Source organism: Streptomyces sp. NK08204, assembly GCF_020400585.1.
Classification (GTDB): domain Bacteria; phylum Actinomycetota; class Actinomycetes; order Streptomycetales; family Streptomycetaceae; genus Streptomyces.
Genome location: NZ_JAINVF010000003.1, coordinates 89,117 through 112,866, shown reverse-complemented (window position 1 = coordinate 112,866; position 23,750 = coordinate 89,117). Strand labels below are relative to the sequence as shown.

Sequence of the window (23,750 nt, the reverse complement as noted above, 5' to 3'; positions counted from 1 at the left end):
ACGGGCGGCTCGTCCGGCTGCACAAGGAGCCGTTCAGCAGGTCGACTTGCCGGCGTAGATCGCCAGCGCCGTGTTGGAGCCCAGGGTGGCGGTGAACTGCCCACTGGAGTTCACGGTCACCGGTGTGTTGTTCTGGACGTTGCAGTACGTGCCCGCGGGAAGGGACGTCTGGTAGGTGTGGGTCACGGACGAGGTCTCGTGGTTGATCGCCACGTAGCCCTTGCTCCCCCGGCCGAAGCCGATGGCGTTGTTGCCGTCGTCCCACCAGTTCGACACCGGCTCGCCGCGTGTCGCGTTGCGGAAGGCGACCATGCGGATGATCTCCGGCCAGGCGTGCTGGCACTTCCAGCCGTCCTGCCAGCAGGCGTTTACCGTGCCGCCGTTGGGCGGGCCCGCGTCGGTGTCCGTCCACTCGTAGCCGGAGTTGATGTCGGGGGCGCCGTAGGGGTAGGCGAGCATGAAGACGTTGGCCAGGGTGTAGTTGGCGCCGTCCTTGTAGTTGAGGGTGCTTCCGTTGCGTTCGGTGTCGTGGTTGTCCACGAAGACGCCCGCCACGGAGCTGCTGAGGTAGCCCCAGCCCTCCCCGAAGTTCGACAGATAGGCGAGCTTCTCGTTGTTGAAGACCCGCTTGAGGTCGTAGGCGTAGCGGAACTCCTGGACGTCACCGTTGCCGGTGTACTCCGAGGGCTGGACCGCCTCGTTGGCGCCGTAGATGACCTCCTGCTTCCAGTAGACGGAAGGGTTCGTCAGGCGGCTCTTGATGTTGGCCAGGTCGTCCGCGGGGATGTGCTTGGCGGCGTCGATGCGGAAGCCGTCCACTCCGAGGGTCAGCAGGTCGTTCATGTAGCCGGCGATCGTCCTGCGGACGTAGTCCTCGCCGGTGTCCAGGTCGGCCAGGCCCACCAGTTCGCAGTGCTGGACGTTCCAGCGGTCCTGGTAGTTGGTGACCTGGGACATGCAGTCGTCGAAGTCGTAGACCGAGTACAGGCCGGGGTAGTCGTACTTGGTGTACGAGGAGCCTCCCGTGCCGGTGCCGGAGCCCGCCGACATGTGGTTGATCACCGTGTCGACGACGACCTTCACGCCCGCCGCGTGGCAGGTGTTCACCATGTTCTGGAACGAGGCGCGGTCGCCGAGGCGGCCCGCGATCTTGTACGACACCGGCTGGTACGAGGTCCACCACTGCGAGCCCTGGACGTGCTCGGCGGGCGGGGACACCTGGACGTAGCCGTACCCGGCGGGGCCGAGGGTGTTGGTGCACTCCCTGGCGACCGAGTCGTACTTCCACTCGAAGAGGACGGCGGTGACGTCCTTGGTGCCGGGCGGGGACGCCTCGGCGACGCCCGCGGGCAGACCCAGCGAGACCGCCATGACGGCCGCGAGTGCGGTCGTGGCGGCCAGGACGGTTCTGGGCGTTCTGGGGGATTTGCCAGTTATGGCAGTTCTGGCCATGTACTCTCCTGCGCTGCTTGCGCGTGGGGGTGGGGGATGCCCGTGGGGATGCGGGCGGGCACGGCGCGGCGGCCGTTGCGCGATCAACCGCGCCGAGGGTGTGCGGACGCTATAACGGCCGTCATGTTTCAGCAAGATCTGGAAAGCATTTCGGGGACGTTGCACAGCCCATGAAAGAGACGGCCGGCGCGCGGTGGCGGACCCGCCGCCGCAGGCCGGACGACACACGCCGGTAACGGAAACGTCACGCTTGCGGGATCTGCCAGAAAGTTTCTTGCAACGCCTTTCGCAAGGTCTTGCAGTCCTGTTAATTTCCATCCGCGCCCGGCGGCCGTCGATTGGGACAGACGGCACCCGCGGTCTTCCCAAGGGATGATCCGGGCACCCCACTTCTAGGAGCTCATATGCGACGTGGCATATCGATCGCCGCCGCGGTCACCGTGATCGCCCTCTCCGCCACCGCCTGTGGCGGCTCGGACGACAACGCGTCCAGCAAGCCGAAGAACCCCAAGGACGTCTCCGGCACGATCACGTACTGGGACACCTCGGACGCGGCGAACGAGGCCCCGGCATACAAGGCCCTGATCAAGCAGTTCGAGGCCAAGTACCCGAAGATCAAGGTGAACTACCAGAACATCCCGTTCACCGATGTCGAGCAGAAGTTCAAGTCGGCCGCCAAGAGCGGCAAGGGCGCCCCGGACGTCGTCCGCACCGACGTCGGCCTGATGGCGGAGTACGCCTCGCTGGGCTACATCGCCCCGCTCGACGGCACCCCCGCGCTGAAGAACGCCTCGGACTTCAACGCCGGTCCGATGAACACCACCAAGTACAACGGCAAGACCTACGGTGTCCCGTCGGTCACCGACACCCTGGGCCTGCTGTACAACAAGGACCTGCTCAAGAAGGCCGGCATCGCCAAGCCGCCGGCCACCTGGGACGAGTTCATCGCCGACTCCAAGACGATCAAGGCGAAGACCGGGGCCTACGGCACCTACCTGAACCCCGACTCCTACTTCCTGCTCCCGCTGCTCTACAGCAACGGCGCGGACATGGCCGACCCGTCCGCGAAGAAGATCACGATCAACGACGCCGCCGCCGTGAAGGCCCTCACCACCGCCAAGAAGATCGGCGACGAGGCCTCGATGAAGGTCGACTTCGCGAACGCCTACCAGAACATGCAGACCGCCTTCAAGAGCGGCAAGGTCGCCATGCTGGTCCAGGGTCCCTGGTCGGTCGGCGACGACCTGACCGGTAAGGCGTTCAAGGGCCACGAGGACAACCTCGGCTACGCGCCCGTCCCGGCCGGCGCCGGCGGCAAGGCCCAGGCCCCGACCGGCGGCCACAACCTCACCGTCTACCAGGGCTCGAAGAACCTGGACGCCAGCTACCTGTTCACGCAGTTCATGACGTCCACCTCGAGCCAGATCACGATCGCGGAGAAGAACGGCACCCTGCCGACCCGCAAGTCGGCCTACACCACCACGGTCATGGGTGACGCCAAGATCGCCGGCTTCAAGCCGATCCTGGAGCAGACCGCACGCCCGCGCGTCGCGCTCCCGCAGGTGGGTTCGCTGTTCACGCCGCTCGCTCAGAACTACGTGAAGATCCTCCAGGGCGGCGAGTCGGTCAAGGCCGGCCTGGACGCCACCGCCAAGGAGTTCCAGTCGCTCCTGCCCGGCTACTCCATCGGCTGACCGAACCGCCAGTAGCCGAACGGTAACCGAAGGACACGCAGCCCCGGGGACACTTCCCCGCTGCCGCCCCGACCGGGGCTCCCCGGGGCTGCGGGAATCACCAGACTTCTGCCGCGAAAGAGCCGATGACCATGACGACCGCAGCGAGCACCGAACAGACCGACAAGACAGCGCGAGGTGAGCAGTCCCCGCGCCCCGCACGCGTTTCGGCGCTCAGGCGGTCGTGGGACAAGTACTGGTACGCCTGGGCGATGGTGACTCCGGTCGCCGTCGTCATGGCCGTACTGGTCCTCTATCCCCTGGGCTACGGCATCTTCCAGTCGTTGACCGACGCCAACGAGGCGAACGTCGCGACCACGATCGGCGCCTTCCACCGGCCGGCGACCTACCACTTCGTCGGCCTCCACAACTACTGGCACGTCCTGTCGGGCGCGGACAGCGACTTCTACCCGCGCCTGGTCTGGACGATCGTGTGGACCGTCTCCTGCGTCGCCCTCCAGGTCGGCCTCGGCATGGGTCTGGCGGTGATCCTCAACCGCAAGATGCGTCTGCGGGGCTTCTACCGCGCGATGCTGATCCTGCCCTGGGCCGTCCCGTCGTTCATCGGCGTGTTCGCCTGGCGGCTGATGCTCAACTCCCAGTACGGCGTCTTCAACGACATCATCACCGCCGTCGGACTGCCCGCGCAGGACTGGCTCGGCACTCCGCTGGCCCAGAAGATCGCCGTCATCATGGTGAACGTCTGGATCGGCATCCCCTTCAACATGGTCGCCGTCCTCGGCGGTCTGCAGTCGATCCCGAAGGAGCTGTACGAGGCGGCGGAGATGGACGGCGCCTCGCCCTGGCAGCGCTTCGTCAACGTCACCCTGCCCGGCCTGCGCCCGGTGACGAACACCGTGATCCTGCTGGGCTGCATCTGGACGTTCAACATGTTCAACGTCATCTACCTGCTGCTGGGCAACAACACCACCGGCGACACCGACATCCTCGTCACCTTCGCCTTCCGCAAGGCCTTCGTCGGCGTCTCGGACTACGCGGGAGCGGCGACCTACGGGATCATCATCCTCGCCCTCCTGATGGCCTTCTCGACGTTCTACCGCCGCAGCACCCTGAAGTCCGAGCAGGCGTAAGGAGCCATCGTCATGACCGCAGCAACGCACGAGACCGCCGCGCCGGCCCGCTCCGCCGCCCAGCCCGACTCCGCCCCCCGCGCCCGCAAGGTGCGCAGCCGGGAGGAGCGGAGCCTCGGAGCCTCGATCGCCCTGCACGGCACGCTGATCCTCGCGACCCTGATCGCGGCCTTCCCCGTGGTGTGGATCTTCTTCATCTCGCTCGGCCCGAAGGACGCCTGGCAGCAGCCCAGCGAGGTGCTGGACAAGCTCAGCCTGCACAACTACAGCGACGTCCTGTCCCACTCGGACCTGCCCAAGTGGTTCCTGAACACGGTCATCGTGGCGGGCGGCACCACCGCGCTCGGCGTCTTCCTCGCGGCGACCGCCGGCTACGCGGTGTCCCGGATGAAGTTCCCCGGCAGCAGGCAGCTGATGTGGACCTTCCTGGTCACCCAGATGTTCCCGAGCATCGTGCTGATCGTGCCGCTGTACCTGCTGATGTCCGACCTGGACCTGCTGGACAACTATCTCGGCCTCATCCTGGCCTACTCGACCACGGCGGTGCCGTTCTGCGCCTGGATGATGAAGGGCTACTTCGACACCATCCCCAAGGAGATCGACGAGGCGGGCCGGGTGGACGGCCTGACCCCGTTCGGCACCTTCTGGCGGCTGATCGTGCCGCTGGCCAGGCCGGGTCTCGCGGTGACCGCGTTCTACAGCTTCCTCACCGCCTGGGGCGAGGTCGCCTACGCCACGCAGTTCATGCAGTCCGACCACTACACGCTCGCCGTCGGTATCCGCACCTTCGCCCAGGACCAGCGACCCGACTGGGCCTGGACCTCGGCCACGGCGATCATCATCACCATCCCGGCGGCCATCGTGTTCATGCTCGTGCAGCGCAGCCTGGTGTCCGGGCTGACGGCCGGCGGCACCAAATCCTGACCACCGGACGGCCGGGCGGAAACCCCGCCCGGCCCCGTCTCGTTAGCAAGCGCTTCCGTTCCCCCGCATCCTTAAGGGAATCCATGACCCAGCACGTCACCGACACAGTGCCCACCGACGCCTCCTCCGCCGCCTCCGGGCGCCGGGAGTGGTGGCGCGACGCGGTCATCTACCAGGTCTATCCGCGTAGTTTCGCCGACGGCAACGGAGACGGCATGGGCGATCTGCCCGGCATCCGGGCCCGTCTGCCGTACCTGAAGAAGCTGGGTGTCGACGCCGTCTGGCTGTCGCCGTTCTACGCCTCCCCGCAGGCGGACGCGGGCTACGACGTCGCCGACTACCGCGCCGTCGACCCGATGTTCGGCACCCTCACCGACGCCGACGACCTGGTGCGCGATGCGCACGCGCTGGGCCTGCGGGTGATCGTGGACCTGGTGCCCAACCACTGCTCCGACCAGCACGAGTGGTTCAAGCAGGCGCTGCGCGAGGGCCCCGGATCGCCGATCAGGGAACGCTTCCACTTCCGCCCCGGCAAGGGCGCCGACGGTGAGCTGCCGCCCAACGACTGGGAGTCCATCTTCGGCGGCCCGGCCTGGACGCGGGTCGCGGACGGCGAGTGGTACCTGCACCTGTTCGCCCCCGAGCAGCCCGACTTCAACTGGGAACACCCGGCGGTGCACGACGAGTTCCGCTCGATTCTGCGGTTCTGGCTGGACCTGGGCATCGACGGCTTCCGCATCGACGTGGCGCACGGCCTGGTCAAGGCCGCCGGTCTGCCGGACATCGGGCATGACGAGCAGGTCAAGCTGCTCGGCACCGAGGCCGTGCCGTACTTCGACCAGGACGGGGTGCACGAGATCTACCGCGGCTGGCGGCGGATCCTGGACGAGTACCAGGGCGAGCGGATCGCCGTCGCGGAGGCGTGGACGCCGACCGTGGAGCGCAGCGCCCTGTACATCCGGCCCGACGAGCTGCACCAGGCCTTCAACTTCACCTACCTGACCACCGCTTGGAACGCGGCCGACCTGCGCGACGTCATCGACCGCTCGCTCGGCGCGATGAACTCCGTGCACGCGCCCGCCACCTGGGTGCTCTCCAACCACGACGTGGTCCGGCACGTCACGCGCCTCGCGGACGGGGACGAGGCACGCGGCCTGCGCCGGGCCAGGGCGGCGACGCTGCTCATGCTGGCGCTGCCCGGCTCGGCGTACCTCTACCAGGGTGAGGAGCTCGGCCTGCCGGAGGTCGTGGACCTGCCCGACGAGGTGCGCCAGGACCCGGCGTTCTTCCGCAGCTCGGGCCAGGACGGCACGCGGGACGGCTGCCGGGTGCCGCTGCCGTGGTCGGGCACGAAGGCGCCGTTCGGTTTCGGTCCGGTCGAGGGCGGCCCGAGCTGGCTGCCGCAGCCGGCGAACTGGAAGGACCTGACGGTCGAGGCGCAGGAGGGCGACCCGACGTCGACGCTGGAGTTCTACCGCAGCGCGCTCGCGGTGCGCCGTGAGCACCCGGCGCTGGGCGCGGGCCGTCAGGTGACCTGGCTGGACAGCCCGGAGGGCGTCCTGGCGTTCCGCCGGGACACGGCCGAGGGCTCCTTCGTGTGCACCGTGAACCTCACCGCCGCCCCGGTCTCCGTGCCCACGCCGGGCACCGTTCTGCTGGCGAGCGCCGATGTGTCCGCGGGGGCCGAAGTCACCGAGCTGCCCGTCGATTCAACCGTCTGGTGGGCAGTCTGACATGCGACCGGTACAGTCCACTCCTGTGACCACACGGCTAGCCGACATCGCTGCTCAGGCGGGGGTCAGCGAGGCGACCGTCAGCCGCGTCCTCAACGGCAAGGCGGGCGTCGCCGCTACCACCCGCCAGTCCGTGCTGGCCGCACTGGACGTCCTGGGCTACGAGCGGCCCGTACGGCTGCGCCAGCGCAGCGAGGGTCTGGTCGGCCTGATCACCCCCGAGCTGGAGAATCCGATCTTCCCGGCGCTGGCGCAGGTGATCGGGCAGGCACTGACCCGGCAGGGCTACACGCCGGTGCTCGCCACCCAGACCCCGGGCGGGTCGACGGAGGACGAGCTGACCGAGATGCTGGTGGACCGTGGGGTCGCGGGCATCATCTACGTCTCCGGACTGCACGCCGACACCACCGCCGACATGCAGCGCTATGAGCGGCTGCGGGCGCAGGGCGTGCCGTTCGTGCTGGTGGACGGTTTCTCGCCGAAGGTGCAGGCGCCGTTCATATCCCCCGACGACCGGGCGGCGATGGCGCTCGCGGTGACGCATCTGGCGTCGCTGGGGCACCTGCGGATCGGTCTGGCGCTCGGGCCGAAGCGGTTCGTGCCGGTGCAGCGCAAGATAGAGGGCTTCGTCCGCGCGATGCACGAACAGGTGGGGCTGAGCCCGGAGACCGTCGAGAAGGAGCTGGTCCAGCACTCGCTGTACACGCTGGAGGGTGGTCAGGCAGCGGCGACCGCGCTGATCGACCGGGAGTGCACAGCGGTGGTGTGCGCGAGCGACATGATGGCGCTCGGTGCGATACGGGCGGCCCGGCAGCGGGGTCTGGAGGTGCCCCGGGACATATCGGTGGTGGGCTTCGACGACTCCCCGCTGATCGCCTTCACCGATCCGCCGCTGACCACGGTCCGCAAACCGGTCCCGGCGATGGGGCAGGCGGCGGTGCGCACGTTGCTGGAGGAGATCGGCGGGACGCCGGCGCCGCACAGTGAATTCGTGTTCATGCCGGAGCTGGTGGTGCGTGGTTCGACCGCTTCCGCGCCGCATGTCCTCCGTACGCAGTAGGGGTCGCGCCGCGGACCCAACCTTGGGATGATCGGCCGGAGAAGTCTTTTCTGGCAGACTCTGTGGCTATGAGTGACTCGACGGTGACAGATCCGGACGGTCGCGAGAAAGTGGCCGTTCCGCGGGCCGTCATGGGCGGGGGCAGCTGGGGTCCGCGTGTCTGGGTGGACCGGCTGCGCAGCCCACGGCGGCCCCGGCTGTGGTTCGAGATCCTTCTGATCGCGGTGAGTTACTGGACGTACTCACTGATCCGCAACGCGGTCCCGGAGGAGCGGCACGAGGCGCTGCGCAACGCCGACTGGATCTGGCGCGTGGAGCACCATCTGGGCATCGCTGTCGAGGGGTCGGTCAATCACACCGTGAACTCGGTGACTTGGCTGATCATCGGCATGAACTACTACTACGCCACCCTGCACTTCGTGATCACGCTGGGTGTGCTGGTGTGGCTGTACCGGTGGCATCCCGGCCGGTACTCGGCGGCCCGGCTGGTGCTGTTCGCGACCACGGGTGTGGCCCTGGTCGGTTACTACCTGTTCCCGCTCGCTCCCCCGCGGTTGATGCGCGGCGGAGGCTTCGTGGACACGGTCATGGCCCACCACACCTGGGGCTCGATGGCCTCCGGCGACCTGAAGGACATGTCGAACCAGTACGCGGCGATGCCGTCGATGCACATCGGCTGGTCGCTGTGGTGCGGGCTGACGATCTTCGCACTGGCCTCGGTGCCGTGGGCACGGGTGCTGGGACTGCTCTACCCGGCGGCGACCCTGACGGTGATCGTCGCCACGGCCAACCACTTCTGGCTGGACGCGGTGGGCGGTGTGGTGTGCCTGACCTTCGGTTTCGGGGTGGTCCGGATGTGGTACGGCGCCCTGCCGCACGCCCTGCCCCGGCTGGTCGCGGTGCCGGTGCCGGCCACCGGGACCGCTCAGTCGCCGGTGCCGTAGAACAGTTCCGCCACGACCGTGCGCGCCCTGCGGGTGGTACGGCGGTAGGCGTCCAGCATGTCGCCGGCGTGCCCGGCGCCGTAGCCGAGGTAGCGGCCGACGGCGGCCAGCTCGCGCGGATCGGTGGGGAAGGTGTCCCCGGCCCGGCCGCGCACCAGCATGACCGCGTTGCGCACCTGGGTGGCCAGCACCCACGACTCGTCCAGGACGGCCGCGTCCTCGCCGGAGATCAGACCGGCCGCGCGGGCGGCGGCGAGGGCCTCGCGGGTGCGGGTGGTGCGCAGGCCGGGCTCGGCCCAGCCGTGCCTGAGCTGGAGCAGCTGGACGGTCCACTCGACGTCGGACAGGCCGCCGGGGCCGAGCTTGGTGTGCAGTCTGGGGTCGGCGCCGCGCGGCAGCCGCTCCGACTCCATACGGGCCTTCAGCCGGCGGATCTCGCGCACGGCGTCCTCGCCGAGTCCCTCGGCCGGGTAGCGCAGCGGGTCGATCAGCTCGACGAAGCGCCGGCCGAGGTCCTCGTCCCCGGCGACCGGTTCGGCACGCAGCAGCGCCTGTGACTCCCAGACCAGGGACCAGCGGCGGTAGTACGCCTCGTACGACTTCAGGGTGCGCACCAGCGGGCCGGACTTGCCCTCCGGGCGCAGGTCGGCGTCGATGAGCAGCGGCGGGTCGGCGCTGGGCAGCTGGAGCAGGCGGCGCATCTCGGCGACGACCTTGTTCGCGGCGGCGGAGGCCTCCTGCTCGTCGACGCCCTCGCGCGGCTCGTGCACGAACAGCACGTCGGCGTCGGAGCCGTAGCCCAGCTCGTGGCCGCCGAAGCGGCCCATTCCTATGATCGCGAAACGCGTGGGGAGCGTGTCGCCCCAGCCGTCGCGGACCACGGCGCGCAGGGTGCCGGCGAGGGTGGCGGCGGTCAGGTCGGAGACGGCCGCGCCGACCCGGTCCACCAGGGCGCCCTGATCGGCCTCGGCGGGGCTGGTCTCGGTGCCGTAGGAGCCGACGATGTCGGCGGCGGCGGTGCGGAAAAGCTCCCGGCGGCGTACTCCGCGGGCCGCGGTGACGCCCTGTTCGGCGTTCTCGGCGCGGCCCACGGCGGCGAGGATCTCCTGCTCCAGCTGGGCCCGGCCACGTGGCTCCAGACCGCCGCCGGCCGGGCCGGTGCCGTCGCCCTCGCCGAGCAGGGCCACCGCCTCGGGGGCGCGCATGAGCAGGTCGGGGGCGAGGCGGCCGGCCGACAGGACGCGGGCCAGGTTCTCGGCCGCCGCGCCCTCGTCCCTGAGCAGGCGCAGGTACCAGGGGGTCTTGCCGAGCGCGTCGGAGACCTTGCGGAAGTTGAGCAGGCCCGCGTCGGGGTCGGCGGAGTCGGCGAACCAGCCGAGCAGGACGGGCAGCAGGGTGCGCTGGATGGCCGCCTTGCGGGTGACGCCGGAGGCCAGGGCCTCCAGGTGGCGCAGGGCTGCGGCGGGGTCGTGGTAGCCGAGGGCGACGAGGCGTTCGCGGGCCGCTTCGGGGCTCAGCCTGGCCTCGCCGGGGGCGAGTTGGGCGACCGCGTCGAGCAGCGGACGGTAGAAGAGCTTCTCGTGCAGGCGGCGGACGACGGTGGCGTGCCGCCGCCATTCGCGGTTCAACTCGGCCACCGGGTCGGCGCGCAGGCCCAGGGAACGGCCGAGGCGGCGCAGGTCGGGCTCGGCCTGCGGGACGAGGTGGGTGCGGCGCAGCCGGTAGAGCTGGATGCGGTGCTCCATGGAGCGCAGGAAGCGGTAGGCATGGTCCAGCTGGAGGCCGTCGGAGCGGCCCACGTAGCCGCCGGCGGCGAGGGCCTGCAGGGCGTCGAGGGTGGTGCCGCTGCGCAGCGAGGGGTCGTCGCGGCCGTGGACCAACTGCAGCAGCTGCACGGCGAATTCGACGTCCCGCAGGCCGCCGGGGCCGAGTTTGAGTTCGCGTTCGATCTCGGCGACGGGGATGTTCTCCACGACCCTGCGGCGCATCTTCTGGACGTCGGCGACGAAGTTCTCGCGTTCGGCGGCCTTCCAGACGAGGGGTTCGAGGGCGTCGATGTAGGCCCGGCCCAGGTCGGCGTCGCCGGCCACCGGGCGGGCCTTGAGCAGGGCCTGGAACTCCCAGGTCTTGGCCCATCGCTGGTAGTAGGCGAGGTGGCTGCTGAGGGTGCGCACGAGGGGGCCGTTGCGGCCCTCGGGGCGGAGGTTGGCGTCGACCGGCCAGATCGAGCCCTCGATCGTCGTCTCGGAGCAGATCCGCATCATGTGCGAGGCCAGTCTGGTCGCGGAGCGCAGGGCCTTGGCCTCGTCGCCGCCCTCGACGGCCTCCCCTACGAAGATGACGTCGACGTCGGAGACGTAGTTCAGCTCGTGGCCGCCGCACTTGCCCATCGCGATCACCGCCAGGCGGCAGGCCGCGGCGTCCTCGGGGGCCGACGCCTCGGCTATCGCCAGGGCCGCGCGGAGGGTGGCGGTGGCCAGGTCGGCCAGTTCGGCGGCGGACTCGGCGAGGTCGGTGGTCCCGCACACGTCCCGGGCGGCGATGGACAGCAGGCAGCGGCGGTAGGCCACGCGCAGGGAGACGGGGTCGGTGGCCCCGGCCAGGCCGCGCTCGAACTCGGCCACGCCGGGGTGGAGGTCGCGGGGCTCGTAGGTGACCAGGGCCTTCCAGTCGCGGGGATGGCGGGCGAGGTGGTCGGCGAGGGCGGCGGAGGATCCGAGGACACCGAGGAGGCGGTCGCGCAGGGGCTTGGCCGCGATGAGGGTGTCCAGCAGTTCGCGGTGGGCCGCGGGGGTGGGCTGGGCCTCCAGGAGGCGGACCAGGCCGTGCAGGGCGAGGTCGGGATCGGCGGTGGCGCCGAGGGCTTCCAGGAGCACCGGGTCGTTGCGGACGGGGGCCAGCTCGGGGCCGTCCAGGAGGGCCTCGGCGGCGGACGGGTCGGTGAAGCCGTGCCGCAGCAGCCGAGTGAAGGTACTGCTTCTGCGCCCCGGCGTCATCCGCGGCCTCCCTCCGGATGTGCTTTGTCCTGGCCAGAGCCTATCTGCAACGCGCCGGGCGGGGATGTGCGGCAGGTCTGGTGCGCGGGGGCGCGGGGCGCGGGCCGCAGGGCTGCGGCGGCCCGCGCGGGGCTTCGCGGCCTGTGCGGCGCCTGCGGCGAGTGGGTGAGCCGGTGCCGCTCCGGACGGTGCCCGTCCCCCGGCGTGCGGGGCGCCGCTGCCGGGAGGAGCAGTTCATCTGGTGTTCATCCCTCGGGTTGGGCCGCTTGACCCATGGGCATGTTGACGTGTGCATGCTCTGTCCGCACCGCCAGCCCCGCCCCACCCCCACCCCGGAGGTTGATGTGTCCGGCAGTTCCGTGTACCGCCGTGCCCGTACCGTCGTGGCGTCCGCAGCGGCCCTGGCTGCCGCCGCGGTCGGGCTGTGGACCGGGCTCGGGAGCGGGTCCGCGCACGCCGCGGGCTCCGTGCCCAGCCCGGACCACGTGGTCGTCGTGGTCTTCGAGAACCACTCCTACAGCCAGGTCATCGGCTCCTCCAGCGCCCCGTACATCAACTCGCTCAAGAACGGCGGCGCCAACCTCACGCAGTCGTACGGCATCACCCACCCGAGCCAGCCGAACTACTACGCGCTGTTCTCCGGGTCGACGCAGGGGATCACCGACGACAGCTGCATCACCCCGGGCTTCTCCTCGGCGCCGAACCTGGCCTCCGAGCAGATCGCCGCGGGCCGGACCTGGGCCAGCTACAACGAGTCGCTGCCGAGCCAGGGCTCGACCACGTGCAGCAGTGGCAACTACGCGCAGAAGCACAACCCCTGGTTCGGGTTCAGCAACGTGCCGACCTCGTCCGCGTACACCTTCGCGCAGTTCCCGGCGGACTACACGCAGCTGCCCCAGATGTCCTTCGTGGTCCCCAACCTGTGCAGCGACATGCACGACTGCTCGGTGTCCACCGGTGACACCTGGCTGAAGAACAACCTGGGCGCGTACGCCACCTGGGCCAAGACCCACAACAGCCTCCTCGTCGTCACCTTCGACGAGGACAACCGGCTCAGTGGCAACCGGATCCCGACCGTGCTGTACGGACAGCCGGTCACGCCGGGGTCCAGCACGTCCACCACGTACAACCACTACGACCTGCTGCGCACCCTGGAGGACACCCAGGGTCTGACCACGCACGCGGGCAACGCGGCATCCGCCAAGGACATCACCGGCATCTGGGCGCCCTGACGTGTACGTAGCGGACAGTCGCGCGCACACGCCGGCGTCCGCGGACGGCGCCGCCCGGCCCCTCGCCGGGCGGCGCCGTGCCGCGCTCGCCCCGACGGTGCTCGCCCTCGGCGCGGTCAGTCTGGTCACCGACGTCTCCTCCGAGATGGTCACGGCGGTGCTGCCGCTGTACCTGGTGACGGGCCTCGGTCTGTCACCCCTGGGTTTCGGACTGCTGGACGGCGTCTACAACGGCTTCTCGGCGCTGGTGCGCCTGGTGGGCGGCCATCTCGCCGACCGGGGCGGCGGGCGGCACAAGTGGGTGGCCGGGTTCGGCTACGGGCTCTCGGCGCTGTGCAAGCCGTTGCTGCTCGTCGCGCACTCCCTCACGCCGATCGGACTCCTGCTGGCCGCCGACCGCACCGGGAAGGGACTGCGCACAGCTCCCCGGGACGCCCTGATCTCGCTGTCCAGCACGCCCGGGACGCGGGGGCGTGCCTTCGGCGTGCACCGGGCCATGGACACGGCCGGGGCGCTGCTCGGGCCGCTGGTGGCCTTCTGGATCCTGCGGGCCACCGTGGACGGCTACGACGCCGTGTTCACGGTCAGCTTCTGCGTCGCGGTCGTGGGCGTGCTGGTGCTGGTGCTCTTCGTGCCGGGGGGAGCGAGGCAGCGGTCAGCGCACCAGGAGCGGCCGACTCTGCGGGCCGCCCTGGGGCTGCTGGGGCGGCGTGAGCTGCGGCGGATCACCGTCTGCGCGCTGCTGCTGGGCCTGGCCACGGTCAGCGACTCCTTCGTCTATCTGCTGCTGCAGCGCCGGCTCGGGGTCCCCGACCGCTGGTTCGCACTGCTGCCACTCGGCACGGCCGCCGCGTTCCTGCTGCTCGCGGTGCCGCTCGGCCGGCTCGCGGACCGGGTGGGCCGGTGGACGGTGTTCCTGGCCGGTCACGGCGCGCTCCTGCTGGCGTACGCGCTGCTGCTCACCTCGTGGCACGGGGATGCGCTGCCGTACGTCGTGCTCGTCCTGCACGGCGGCTTCTACGCGGCCACCGACGGCGTGCTGATGGCGGCGGCCTCCGCGGGCGTGCCGGAGGCGCTGCGCTCCTCCGGACTGGCCGTCGTGCAGACCGGGCAGGCGGCGGCCCGATTCGCCTGCTCGCTGCTGTTCGGCGCGGCCTGGACGGTGTGGGGCGACCGTACGGCGCTGGCGGGGGCGACCGTGGCGCTGGCGGCCTGTGCCGTGTTCTCCCTGACCCTGCGACCCCGCACCGAATCGGAAGGCACCTCGACCGCATGACCCTGCGCAGCCGCATCCTCGTCCTGCTCTCGGCCGTCGTCGCGCTGGCGGCGGTCGGGATCGCGTCCGTGCTGCACGCCTCGGCGCGGGCGGACCGCCGCAACCACACGCAGGCGGGCGGCCCGGAGGTCACCCCGGGCACGGTCCGCCTGACCGGGCACGGCCGGATGGTGTTCCGCAACATGGCGTGGGGGCCGCACCGCGACGAGCTGGTGTCGGTCGCGGCGACGGACCCGTCCGGCCCGCGGACCGCCTCCGGTGTCAAGTGCCTGCGGTTCTACGCCGCCTCGGGCACCGGAGTCTGCCTCCAGGCGGTGCACGGGCCGGTGTCGGACACCTACCGCGCGGTGATCCTGGACGCGCGCCTGAAGGTGCGCGACCGCTACGGCGTCCCCGGCATCCCCTCCCGCGCCCGGGTCTCCCCCACCGGGCACTTCGCCACGTGGACGGCGTTCGTGGGCGGTGACAGTTACGCCGGTACGGACTTCTCCACGCGCGCGACGATCGTGGACACCCGCACCGGTGAGCTGGTCCCGTCCCTGGAGAGCTTCCGGATCATCAAGGGCGGGCACCGGTACCGGGCGGCGGACGTGAACTTCTGGGGGGTGACGTTCGCGGCGGACGACCGCACCTTCTACGCCACGATGGCGACCAGGGGGACGACGTACCTGGTCCGTGGTGACCTGCGCGAGCGCACGGTCACCACGCTGCACACCGACGTCGAATGTCCGTCCCTGTCCCCCGACGGCACCCGTGTCGCGTTCAAGAAGCGCGTCAAGGGCCTGCCCAAGGACGCCCCCTGGCGCCTGTACGTCCTGGACCTGCGGACGATGCGGGAGACCCCGCTGGCGGAGTCTCGCAGCGTGGACGACCAGGTGGTGTGGAAGGACGACCGTACGGCCGTGTACGCCCTGCCCGGGGACTACGGCGCCGACCTGTACCAGGTCCCGGCGGACGGGTCGGGACGGCCGCGGCGGATCAGCAGCGCCGCGGTGTCCCCCACCTACCTCGGTCAGCGGCAGGTCAGCGCGGGGCCGTCACGCTGACGGCGTCTGCTGCGGCTCGGTGCCCGGCCACTGGGACGGAACGTGTGGTGCCGCAGGGACCGACGGGAAGTCGGGGCCACCTGCGACACCACCGGGCACGCGGTCTCCACGGGGCGGCGGGCTGACAGCCGAGCGTCAGCAGTTCCGCGAGGAATGACGACTTCAGTCGGCCGAGCGGTCCGCCACGGGTGAGGCGAGCAGACCCTCACGGCTTCACCGAGCGTGTTCCGACGGCCCTGAGACGGCCCAGCGGCGTGAGAGGCGCCTGGGGCCGACGGTCGACGACCGTCGGCCCCAGGGATCGTTCGAGCGGAAACCCGCGCTGACCTGCGCCTACAGCACGGGAAGGTTCTTGCGCAGCTCGAACGCGGTGACCTCGGAGCGGTACTCCTCCCACTCCTGGCGCTTGTTGCGCAGGAAGAAGTCGAAGACGTGCTCGCCGAGGGTCTCGGCGACCAGGTCGCTGCGCTCCATGAGGGTCAGGGCCTCGCCCAGGTTCTGCGGGAGGGGCTCGATGCCCATCGCGCGCCGCTCGGCGTTGGACAGGGCCCACACGTCGTCCTCGGCGCCCGGCGGCAGCTCGTAGCCCTCCTCGATGCCCTTGAGGCCGGCGGCCAGCAGGACGGCGTAGGCCAGGTACGGGTTGGCACCGGAGTCCAGGGAGCGGACCTCCACACGCGCGGAGCCGGTCTTGCCGGGCTTGTACATCGGGACCCGAACCAGGGCGCTGCGGTTGTTGTGGCCCCAGCAGATGTAGGACGGGGCCTCGCCGCCGGCGCCCGCGGTCCGCTCGGCGCCGCCCCAGATGCGCTTGTAGCTGTTGACCCACTGGTTGGTGACCGCGGAGGTCTCGGCGGCGTGCTTGAGCAGGCCCGCGATGAAGGAGCGGCCGACCTTGGAGAGCTGGTACTCCGAACCGGACTCGTAGAACGCGTTGCGGTCGCCCTCGAAGAGGGAGAGGTGCGTGTGCATGCCGCTGCCGGGGTGCTCGGAGAACGGCTTCGGCATGAAGGTGGCATGGACCCCCTGCTCCAGCGCGACCTGCTTCATGACCAGGCGGAACGTCATGACGTTGTCGGCGGTGGAGAGCGCGTCGGCGTAGCGCAGGTCGATCTCCTGCTGGCCGGGGGCACCCTCGTGGTGGGAGAACTCGACCGAGATGCCCATCGACTCCAGCATGGTGATCGCCTGACGGCGGAAGTCCATGCCGACGTTGGTCGGGGTGTGATCGAAGTACCCCGAGTTGTCGGCGGGGGTGGGGCGGGAGCCGTCGAGGGGGCGGTCCTTCAGCAGGAAGAACTCGATCTCCGGGTGGGTGTAGAAGGTGAAGCCCAGGTCGGAGGTGCGGGCGAGGGCGCGCTTGAGGACATAGCGCGGGTCGGCGAAGGACGGGGAGCCGTCGGGCATGAGGATGTCGCAGAACATGCGCGCGGTGCCCGGGGCCTCGGCACGCCAGGGCAGGATCTGGAAGGTGGAGGGATCCGGCTTGGCGATCATGTCGGACTCGTAGACCCGGGCGAAGCCCTCGATGGCGGAGCCGTCGAAGCCGATGCCCTCGTCGAAGGCCTGCTCCAGTTCGGCGGGGGCCACGGCGACCGACTTGAGGAAGCCCAGGACGTCCGTGAACCACAGGCGTACGAACCGGATGTCGCGCTCCTCCAAGGTCCGGAGCACGAACTCCTGCTGCTTGTCCATCTTCCGCTTCCCCATCCTTGCTGGTCAGGCCGCCTGTCCGCCGTAGCACGGGAGGCGGTCGGGCACCTGAGCATCCCACCACAACACCATTTCATGCGCGTTGCGGACCTTGATCGCCGAAGCGTCCTCGGGCTGAACGCCTCTCGTCCGGCAGATGTACTGCTCTTCCGCCCATCTTGCCTGCTCGGACCGACATTCGTAACGGGCTGAGTCGCCGCATCCCGGGAGGTAATGTGCCTCTTGAGGGCAAATTATCCGGTTGTCATACCCTCCCTTCGGGAGAGGGCCCCTTCCCATTACGATCAGCGGGCCCCACCGTCCACGCCCCTTTCCCCCCAGAAGGACACGTCTCATGGGTTCCGGCAAGAACAAGAGCAGCGCGGCGCGCAAGGCGCGCATAGAGGAGATGCGGCGCGCCGAGCGTGCCCGCGAACGCCGCACCCGGGCGCTCACCATCGGCGCGTCCGCGGTGATCGTCGCCGGTCTGGTCGTCGGCGGCGTGGTCCTGGTGAACTCGCAGTCGGACGACAGCGGCAAGAGCACGAGCGGCAAGAGCGGCGACACCGGGCACTTCGTCACCGGCAAGGACGGCGTACGGACCTGGTCCGGCACGCTGGCACGCACGCACGTCACGGACAAGGTGTCGTACCCGATGCACCCGCCGGTCGGCGGCAACCACAACCCGGTCTGGCTGAACTGCAACGGTGACGTCTACACCAAGCCGGTGCCCGAGGTGAACGCGGTGCACTCGCTGGAGCACGGCGCGGTCTGGGTGACGTACACCAGCAAGGCGAAGAAGGCGGACGTCGACGCGCTCGCCGCCAAGGTCAAGAAGACGCCGTACTCGCTGATGAGCCCGTACGAGAACCAGGCCGCCCCGCTGCTGCTGTCGGCCTGGGGCCACCAGGTGACGGTGAAGAGCGCGAGCGACCCCGAGGTGAACAAGTTCTTCGCCACCTACGTGCAGGGCCGGCAGACGCCCGAGCCCGGCGCCTCCTGCACCGGCGGGGTCATGAAGTGATGCGGCAGCACGTCGGCTGGATCGCCGGAGCCGCGGCGGCGGTACTCGTCGCGGCCGGCGCGATCACCTACTCGGTCGCCGAGGACGGCGGATCGCACACCAAGACCCCGGGCGCGGAGTCGGCCGACGCCGGCTTCGCGCGGGACATGGCCGTGCACCACCAGCAGGCCGTCGAGATGTCGTACATCGTCCGCGACCGCACGACGAACACGGAGGTGCGGCGGCTCGCGTACGACATCGCGCAGACGCAGGCCAACCAGCGCGGGATGCTGCTGGGCTGGCTGGATCTGTGGGGGCTGCCGAAGGTGTCGGCGAAGCCGCCGATGACCTGGATGGGCATGGGCGACATGGCCTCCGGCAAGGACGGCGCGCTGATGCCGGGCATGGCGACCAACACCGAGATGAAGAAGCTCCAGTCCCTGAGCGGGAAGCGGGCGGAGATCTTCTACCTCCAGCTGATGACGGACCATCACAAGGGCGGCATCCACATGGCCGAGGGGTGTGCGGCCAAGTGCACCGTCGACGTGGAGAAGCGGCTCGCGCAGGGCATGGTCGAAGCGCAGCAGTCGGAACTTCAGCTGATGGCCGACATGCTCAAGGAGCGCGGCGCACAACCCCGTTCGTAACCCCTCCCCCAGGACAAAAGCCTCAATTCGCCTGGTAATCGTCTCACCTGACGATTACTTGAGCTTCTCTTGACTTTAACCTTCCCCTGACATGAACGGTTCATCGCCAGAGTGGCCCCCATCGTGTGATCGATTCGCCGGCCGACGCCGCCGCGGGCCGGTGTGCGCATCCACGACGTACCGACCACTACATGCATGCGAACCGCATCGCAGGGGGTTCTATGAGATCCAACCGCGCCAAGGTGCGCGCCGGCGTGAGCATGGCAGCGACACTGCCCATGATCGCCGGCGCGCTGGCGCTCGGCATGCCCGCGGCGCACGCCGCGGACAGCCCGGCCCGCAACGCCCTGGTGGGCACCAAGCCCGCATGGGCCACCGCCGCGGCGGACAAGGGAGCTGCCGCCGACACCGCCCAGGTCCACGCCCGTGTGTACCTGGCCGGGCGGGACGCCGCCGGACTCGCCGCCTACGCCAAGGCCGTGTCCGACCCCAGCTCGCCGCTGTACGGCAAGTACCTGAGCGCCAGGAAGGCGCAGGCCCGCTTCGGGGCCACCAAGGCCCAGGTGGCCGCGGTCAAGTCCTGGCTGAAGTCGGCCGGACTGACCGTCACCGGGGTCACCGCGCACTACGTCTCCGTCTCCGGTGACGTGGCCGCCGCCGAGAAGGCCTTCGGCACCCAGCTGCACAACTACGCCAAGGGCTCGAAGGTCTACCGCGCCCCGGCGCGCACCGCCTCCGCGCCGGCCGGCCTGAAGGGCGCCGTCCTCACCGTCACCGGTCTGGACACCGCCCCGCACAAGTCGACCCACGACGACCAGCTGCCGCCGCCGGACGCCGTGTTCAAGAACTCCGGGCCGTTCTCGTCGTACTACGGCTCGAAGATCGCGAGCACGCTGCCGGACGCGTACGGCCAGAAGATCCCGTACGCCATCAAGGGCTACACCGGCAAGCAGCTGCGCGCCGCCTACGGCGCGGGCACCTACACCGGCAAGAACGTGCGCATCGCCATCACCGACGCGTACGCCTCGCCGACCATCGCCTTCGACGCGGGCACGTACGCGACGAAGCACGGTGACGCGGCCTGGAAGACTGGTCAGCTGCACCAGGTGCTGCCGAGCAAGTACTCCAAGACCAAGGAGTGCGGCGCGGCCGGCTGGTACGGCGAGGAGACCCTCGACGTCGAGGCCGTGCACGCCGTGGCGCCGAACGCCGACGTCACCTACGTCGGTGCGGCCTCCTGCTACGACGCCGACCTGCTCGACTCGCTCAGCAAGGTCGTCGACAAGCACCTGGCCGACATCGTCTCCAACTCCTGGGGCGACGTCGAGGCCAACCAGACGCCGGACCTCGCCGCCGCCTACGACCAGGTCTTCCAGCTGGGCGCGGTGCAGGGCATCGGCTTCTACTTCTCCTCCGGTGACGACGGCGACCAGGTCGCCAACACCGGTGTGAAGCAGGTCGACACCCCGGCCAACTCGGCCTGGGTGACCGCGGTCGGCGGCACCTCGCTGGCCGTCGGCAAGGACAACACGTACATGTGGGAGACCGGCTGGGGCACCCAGAAGGCGGTCCTGTCGGCCGACGGCCAGAGCTGGACCAACTTCCCCGGCGCGTTCACCTCGGGCGCGGGCGGCGGCACCAGCAAGACCGTGCCGCAGCCCTTCTACCAGAAGGGCGTCGTCCCGGACTCGCTCGCCAAGGCCAACAGCGCCGACGGCAACCGCGTCGTCCCGGACATCGCGGCCATCGCCGACCCGAACACCGGCTTCCTGGTCGGTCAGACCCAGACCTTCCCCGACGGCACCGAGCAGTACAGCGAGTACCGCATCGGCGGCACCTCGCTGGCCGCCCCGGTGATCGCGGCGGTCCAGGCCCTGGCCCAGGAGGCGCGCGGCGGCAAGGCGATCGGCTTCGCCAACCCGTCCATCTACGCCAAGTACGGCAAGAAGGGCGTCTACCACGACGTCACGGACAACCCGACCGGCACCGGCCTGGCCGTGGCCCGCGTCGACTTCGTCAACGGCTACGACGCCACCGACGGCCTCGCGACCTCGGTCCGCAGCCTCGGCAAGGACAGCTCGCTGAAGGCGGTCAAGGGCTACGACGACGTGACCGGCGTGGGCACGCCCGCGAACGGGTACGTGCAGTCGTTCCAGCGCCGCTGATGCGCTGAACGCAGGGGGCGTGGGGTCCTGGACCTCACGCCCCTTTGCGCTGCTCGGAGCGCGACGGCCCCTTGGCCGGGCGCATGCGCAGGGCGCGTCACCGTGATCGCCGGTGTCCTGGCCTTCCTGCTCCGCAATTCATGCGGGAGTGGAGCGGCGACTTCCGTCGGGCGGCAGGAAACAGGGCCTCGAACTTCCCGGCCGGGAAGTTCGAGGCCCTGTCGACAGTTGCCGGCTGCGTCCCGGGTTCTACGCCTGGACGTCAGCGTAGTAGCAACTGATGTCCACCCCGCTCTTTTCGGTGCAGACCGTCATCCTGTACCAGTTGCCCTCGGGCAGGTCGCCGGTCACCCAGGGGCTGTAGTAAGGCGACGCGTGACCCGCGGTGCTGGCCATGCGCCCGTCGCTGAGGTAGGCGTGGATACCGAGACCGTCGGCGAGACCGTCGTACGCTCTGAGGGCGTCTCCCGGATCGCCGTTCGCCGGGTCCTGGCTCCAGATGGCCTCTCCCGCGCCGCCCGCAGCAACAAGGTGCCAGTAATTGCCTCCCGACGACTGGACCAGCGTCACCTGGCCCTGGACCATGCTCGCCTGGGCGTCCGGTGTCGCGGCGCTGGCGGTGGCGGTACCGATACCGAGGCTGCCCACGGTGCACAAAGCAGTGGCGGAAAGCAGGGTCGCCGCCTTCGTCATGAGTCGCATGATGTGTCCCCCTCAATCACTTGAAGCCTTCACAAGATTTTCATGAGCATGCCATGACGGCCTTACGGGCACCACTGGTTTCCTACCGACTCGACTGCAGGTCAAGCTGGTCAGGACTGAATCGCGAGGCAGTCAACTGCCGTGAGAGAGGGGGTCGGTCAGACGGGCTGCCACCGGGAGGTGGTCGCTGCCCGTGCGGGGCAGGGTCCAGGAGCTCTCCGGCTCGAGGCCCCTGACCATGATCTGGTCGATCCGGGCCATCGGGAACGACGCCGGCCAGCTGAACCCGAAGCCGCTGCCCGCCGCGCCCTGCGTGGAGCGCATCTGCGAGGTGACGGCGTTGAGCGCACGGTCGTTCATCGTGCCGTTGAGATCGCCCAGCAGGACCACTCGCTTCAACGGCTCGTCGGCGATCGCCTCGCCCAGCGCGTCCGCGCTCCTGTCACGCTGGCGAGCGGTGAACCCGGCCTCCATCTTCACCCGCACCGAGGGGAGATGGGCGACGTAGACCGCGACCGGGCCCTTGGGCGTGGTCACGGTCGCGCGCATCGCGCGCTTCCAGCCGAGCTTGATGTCGACGGCCTCGACGCCGGTCATCGGGTACTTGCTCCACAGGCCGACGGTGCCGACGACCGCGTGGTACCTGTACGTCGCCGCCAGCGCCCTCTCGTACACCGGAACGTCGGAGGCGGGCAGTTCCTCCAGGGCCAGCAGGTCCGCGCCGGAACCGGCGACGTCCCGGGCGGTGCCGGCCGGGTCGGGGTTGTCGGCGTTGACGTTGTGCGTGGCCACCATGAGGTCGCCGCCGCCTGCCGTCTTGTCGGTGAGCAGCCCGCCGAAGAGGTTCAGCCAGACGATCGCCGGGAGAAGGACGGCGATGAGCGCGGTCGCCGACCTGCGGAGCAGACCGAGGACCAGCAGCACCGGGATGAGCACGCCCAGCCAGGGCAGGAACGTCTCGGTGAGGGAACCCAGGTTGCCCACGGTGTTGGGGATGTGCGCGTGCAGCAGCATCACCAGGGCGAGGAGCAGGGCGACCGACGCGAGGACGATGCCTCGGCGCCAGATGCGCGCGTCACCGCGCCAGCCGGCGAACAGGCGGTGCAGAAGGCGGTGCAGAAGGCGCCGAAGCCGGGCTCCCGGTCGCTCGGGCCCCGAGCTGCCGTTGTCCGTCTCCGTCATGTACGCCTGCTGCGCCATACCGTCTGCCTCACTGCCTGCCGTGCACACCGTCGCCCCCGTGTTCTTCAGACCCTAGGGGATGATCGGCTCCGTTCCCGCCGTCCCATGACGGCCGTACGGAAGACGAGGACGAAAGGGGAACGTCCGGAGTTCCGGTTAACGCCGTGACGGGCGAGGACTGTGACGAAACGCGCACATGGACGCTATACCGCCGGGGAGCTGACGGGGCGTAGGCCGGCCAGGACCGTGTCGACGATCTCCTCCGCGAGGCCCTCGGGCAGATCGGCGTCGGGGCGCATGACGGAGCGGACCAGGACCGGGCCGACGAACATGTCGTTGGCCAGTTCCACGTCGACGTCCGGCCGAAGCTCGCCGTTGCGCTGACCACGGCGCAGCACCTCGATGACGAGGTTGCGGCGGGGGGTGATGACGGTGTCGTAGTAGGCGGCCCAGATCTTGGGGCTCTTCTTCATCTGGACGTGAGCGTTGTGCAGGATCACCGACGTCCTGCTGGCCAGCCCGCGTTGACGCAAGGACTCCAGCAGGGTCACGAGGTCGTCGCGCATGGACGTGCCGGGCAGATCCGGGTCGGGGGGTTCCGCCGCCCGCACCACGTCGATGAGCAGTTCCTCCTTGCCGCTCCACCGGCGGTAGATGGTGGCCTTGCCCACCCCGGCCGTACGCGCGACGCGCTCGATGGAGACCTCGGCGAGGGGCACGCCCTCCTCCAGGAGCTTCATCACGCCTTCCAGGATGGCCCGTTCCACGGCCTCGCTGCGGGGGCGGCCCCGTACCGGCCGCTCCGGGCGCGGCCGGCTGCTGACAAGGCTCACGTCGTCTCCGTCCTTTCACTGCGCTGCGGCAATCCTCTC

18 protein-coding genes are annotated in these 23,750 nt (G+C 69.9%); 12 read left to right on the top strand and 6 right to left on the bottom strand.

All coding sequences use genetic code 11. The features are described from left to right. Nucleotides 1-33: 33 nt before the first annotated feature. Entirely contained in the window at nt 34-1,371 is a 1,338-nt protein-coding gene (locus K7G59_RS06285) for an alpha-amylase family protein (RefSeq protein ID WP_225831508.1), read from the bottom strand. A gap of 485 nt (nt 1,372-1,856) precedes the next feature. Here K7G59_RS06285 and K7G59_RS06280 point away from each other — a divergent pair, with 485 nt between their 5' ends. From K7G59_RS06280 to K7G59_RS06255, 6 genes are all read left to right on the top strand, one after another. After that, nucleotides 1,857-3,146: an extracellular solute-binding protein gene (locus K7G59_RS06280; RefSeq protein WP_225830934.1), complete on the top strand. Its 1,290-nt coding sequence runs from the start codon at nt 1,857-1,859 to the stop codon at nt 3,144-3,146. A 131-nt stretch (nt 3,147-3,277) separates the two neighbouring features. Continuing rightward, nucleotides 3,278-4,276, top strand: coding sequence for a carbohydrate ABC transporter permease (locus K7G59_RS06275; RefSeq protein WP_225830932.1), 999 nt, complete (start codon nt 3,278-3,280; stop codon nt 4,274-4,276). 12 nt (nt 4,277-4,288) lie between these two features. Continuing rightward, nucleotides 4,289-5,200 (top strand): sugar ABC transporter permease, encoded by a 912-nt coding sequence (locus K7G59_RS06270; protein ID WP_225830930.1) that lies wholly within the window; start codon nt 4,289-4,291, stop codon nt 5,198-5,200. Nucleotides 5,201-5,283: 83 nt separating this feature from the next. Beyond that, nucleotides 5,284-6,933 carry a glycoside hydrolase family 13 protein gene (locus K7G59_RS06265; RefSeq protein WP_225830928.1) on the top strand — a complete coding sequence of 550 codons (1,650 nt, stop codon included), beginning with the start codon at nt 5,284-5,286 and terminating at the stop codon, nt 6,931-6,933. Nucleotides 6,934-6,958: 25 nt separating this feature from the next. After that, nucleotides 6,959-7,993, top strand: coding sequence for a LacI family DNA-binding transcriptional regulator (locus tag K7G59_RS06260; RefSeq protein WP_308294998.1), 1,035 nt, complete (start codon nt 6,959-6,961; stop codon nt 7,991-7,993). A 68-nt stretch (nt 7,994-8,061) separates the two neighbouring features. Further along, nucleotides 8,062-8,937 (top strand): phosphatase PAP2 family protein, encoded by an 876-nt coding sequence (locus tag K7G59_RS06255; RefSeq protein WP_225830925.1) that lies wholly within the window; start codon nt 8,062-8,064, stop codon nt 8,935-8,937. Here the strand turns inward: K7G59_RS06255 and K7G59_RS06250 are convergent. Then, nucleotides 8,919-11,933, bottom strand: a complete 3,015-nt coding sequence (locus K7G59_RS06250) for a bifunctional [glutamine synthetase] adenylyltransferase/[glutamine synthetase]-adenylyl-L-tyrosine phosphorylase (RefSeq protein ID WP_225830923.1) — start codon at nt 11,931-11,933, stop codon at nt 8,919-8,921. The two genes, K7G59_RS06255 and K7G59_RS06250, sit on opposite strands and share 19 nt — an antisense overlap. Before the next feature lie 344 nt (nt 11,934-12,277). On the opposite strand from K7G59_RS06250, the gene K7G59_RS06245 reads away from it, so the two are divergent. Genes K7G59_RS06245 through K7G59_RS06235 form a run of 3 tightly spaced genes read left to right on the top strand, consistent with a single transcriptional unit; the run spans nt 12,278 to nt 15,487 of the window. Beyond that, complete coding sequence (locus tag K7G59_RS06245) at nt 12,278-13,165, top strand: alkaline phosphatase family protein (protein ID WP_225830921.1); 888 nt, start codon at nt 12,278-12,280, stop codon at nt 13,163-13,165. Between the two features lies 1 nt (nt 13,166). Continuing rightward, entirely contained in the window at nt 13,167-14,441 is a 1,275-nt protein-coding gene (locus K7G59_RS06240; RefSeq protein WP_225830919.1) for an MFS transporter, read from the top strand. Further along, nucleotides 14,438-15,487, top strand: coding sequence for a TolB-like translocation protein (locus K7G59_RS06235; RefSeq protein WP_225830918.1), 1,050 nt, complete (start codon nt 14,438-14,440; stop codon nt 15,485-15,487). Before K7G59_RS06240 ends, K7G59_RS06235 begins: the two co-directional genes overlap by 4 nt. A gap of 333 nt (nt 15,488-15,820) precedes the next feature. Here K7G59_RS06235 and glnA read toward each other — a convergent pair whose 3' ends face one another. After that, nucleotides 15,821-17,182: a type I glutamate--ammonia ligase gene (glnA, locus tag K7G59_RS06230; RefSeq protein WP_225830916.1), complete on the bottom strand. Its 1,362-nt coding sequence runs from the start codon at nt 17,180-17,182 to the stop codon at nt 15,821-15,823. A gap of 352 nt (nt 17,183-17,534) precedes the next feature. Between glnA and K7G59_RS06225 the strand changes: the two genes are divergently transcribed. From K7G59_RS06225 to K7G59_RS06215, 3 genes are all read left to right on the top strand, one after another. After that, nucleotides 17,535-18,203 carry a DUF3105 domain-containing protein gene (locus tag K7G59_RS06225; RefSeq protein ID WP_225830914.1) on the top strand — a complete coding sequence of 223 codons (669 nt, stop codon included), beginning with the start codon at nt 17,535-17,537 and terminating at the stop codon, nt 18,201-18,203. Beyond that, on the top strand, nt 18,203-18,829 hold the full coding sequence (locus tag K7G59_RS06220; RefSeq protein ID WP_225830913.1) for a DUF305 domain-containing protein: 627 nt from the start codon (nt 18,203-18,205) through the stop codon (nt 18,827-18,829). The genes K7G59_RS06225 and K7G59_RS06220 overlap by 1 nt, the downstream gene beginning before the upstream one ends. Before the next feature lie 221 nt (nt 18,830-19,050). Then, nucleotides 19,051-20,994: a protease pro-enzyme activation domain-containing protein gene (locus tag K7G59_RS06215; protein ID WP_225830911.1), complete on the top strand. Its 1,944-nt coding sequence runs from the start codon at nt 19,051-19,053 to the stop codon at nt 20,992-20,994. A gap of 249 nt (nt 20,995-21,243) precedes the next feature. Here the strand turns inward: K7G59_RS06215 and K7G59_RS06210 are convergent, their stop codons facing one another. From K7G59_RS06210 to K7G59_RS06200, 3 genes are all read right to left on the bottom strand, one after another. Beyond that, a complete protein-coding gene (locus K7G59_RS06210) occupies nt 21,244-21,687 on the bottom strand; it encodes a hypothetical protein (protein WP_225830909.1) in 444 nt (147 codons plus the stop codon). Between the two features lie 141 nt (nt 21,688-21,828). Further along, a complete protein-coding gene (locus K7G59_RS06205) occupies nt 21,829-22,896 on the bottom strand; it encodes an endonuclease/exonuclease/phosphatase family protein (RefSeq protein ID WP_225830907.1) in 1,068 nt (355 codons plus the stop codon). Nucleotides 22,897-23,081: 185 nt separating this feature from the next. Then, nucleotides 23,082-23,711: a TetR/AcrR family transcriptional regulator gene (locus tag K7G59_RS06200; RefSeq protein ID WP_225830905.1), complete on the bottom strand. Its 630-nt coding sequence runs from the start codon at nt 23,709-23,711 to the stop codon at nt 23,082-23,084. Between the last annotated feature and the right edge of the window lie 39 nt (nt 23,712-23,750).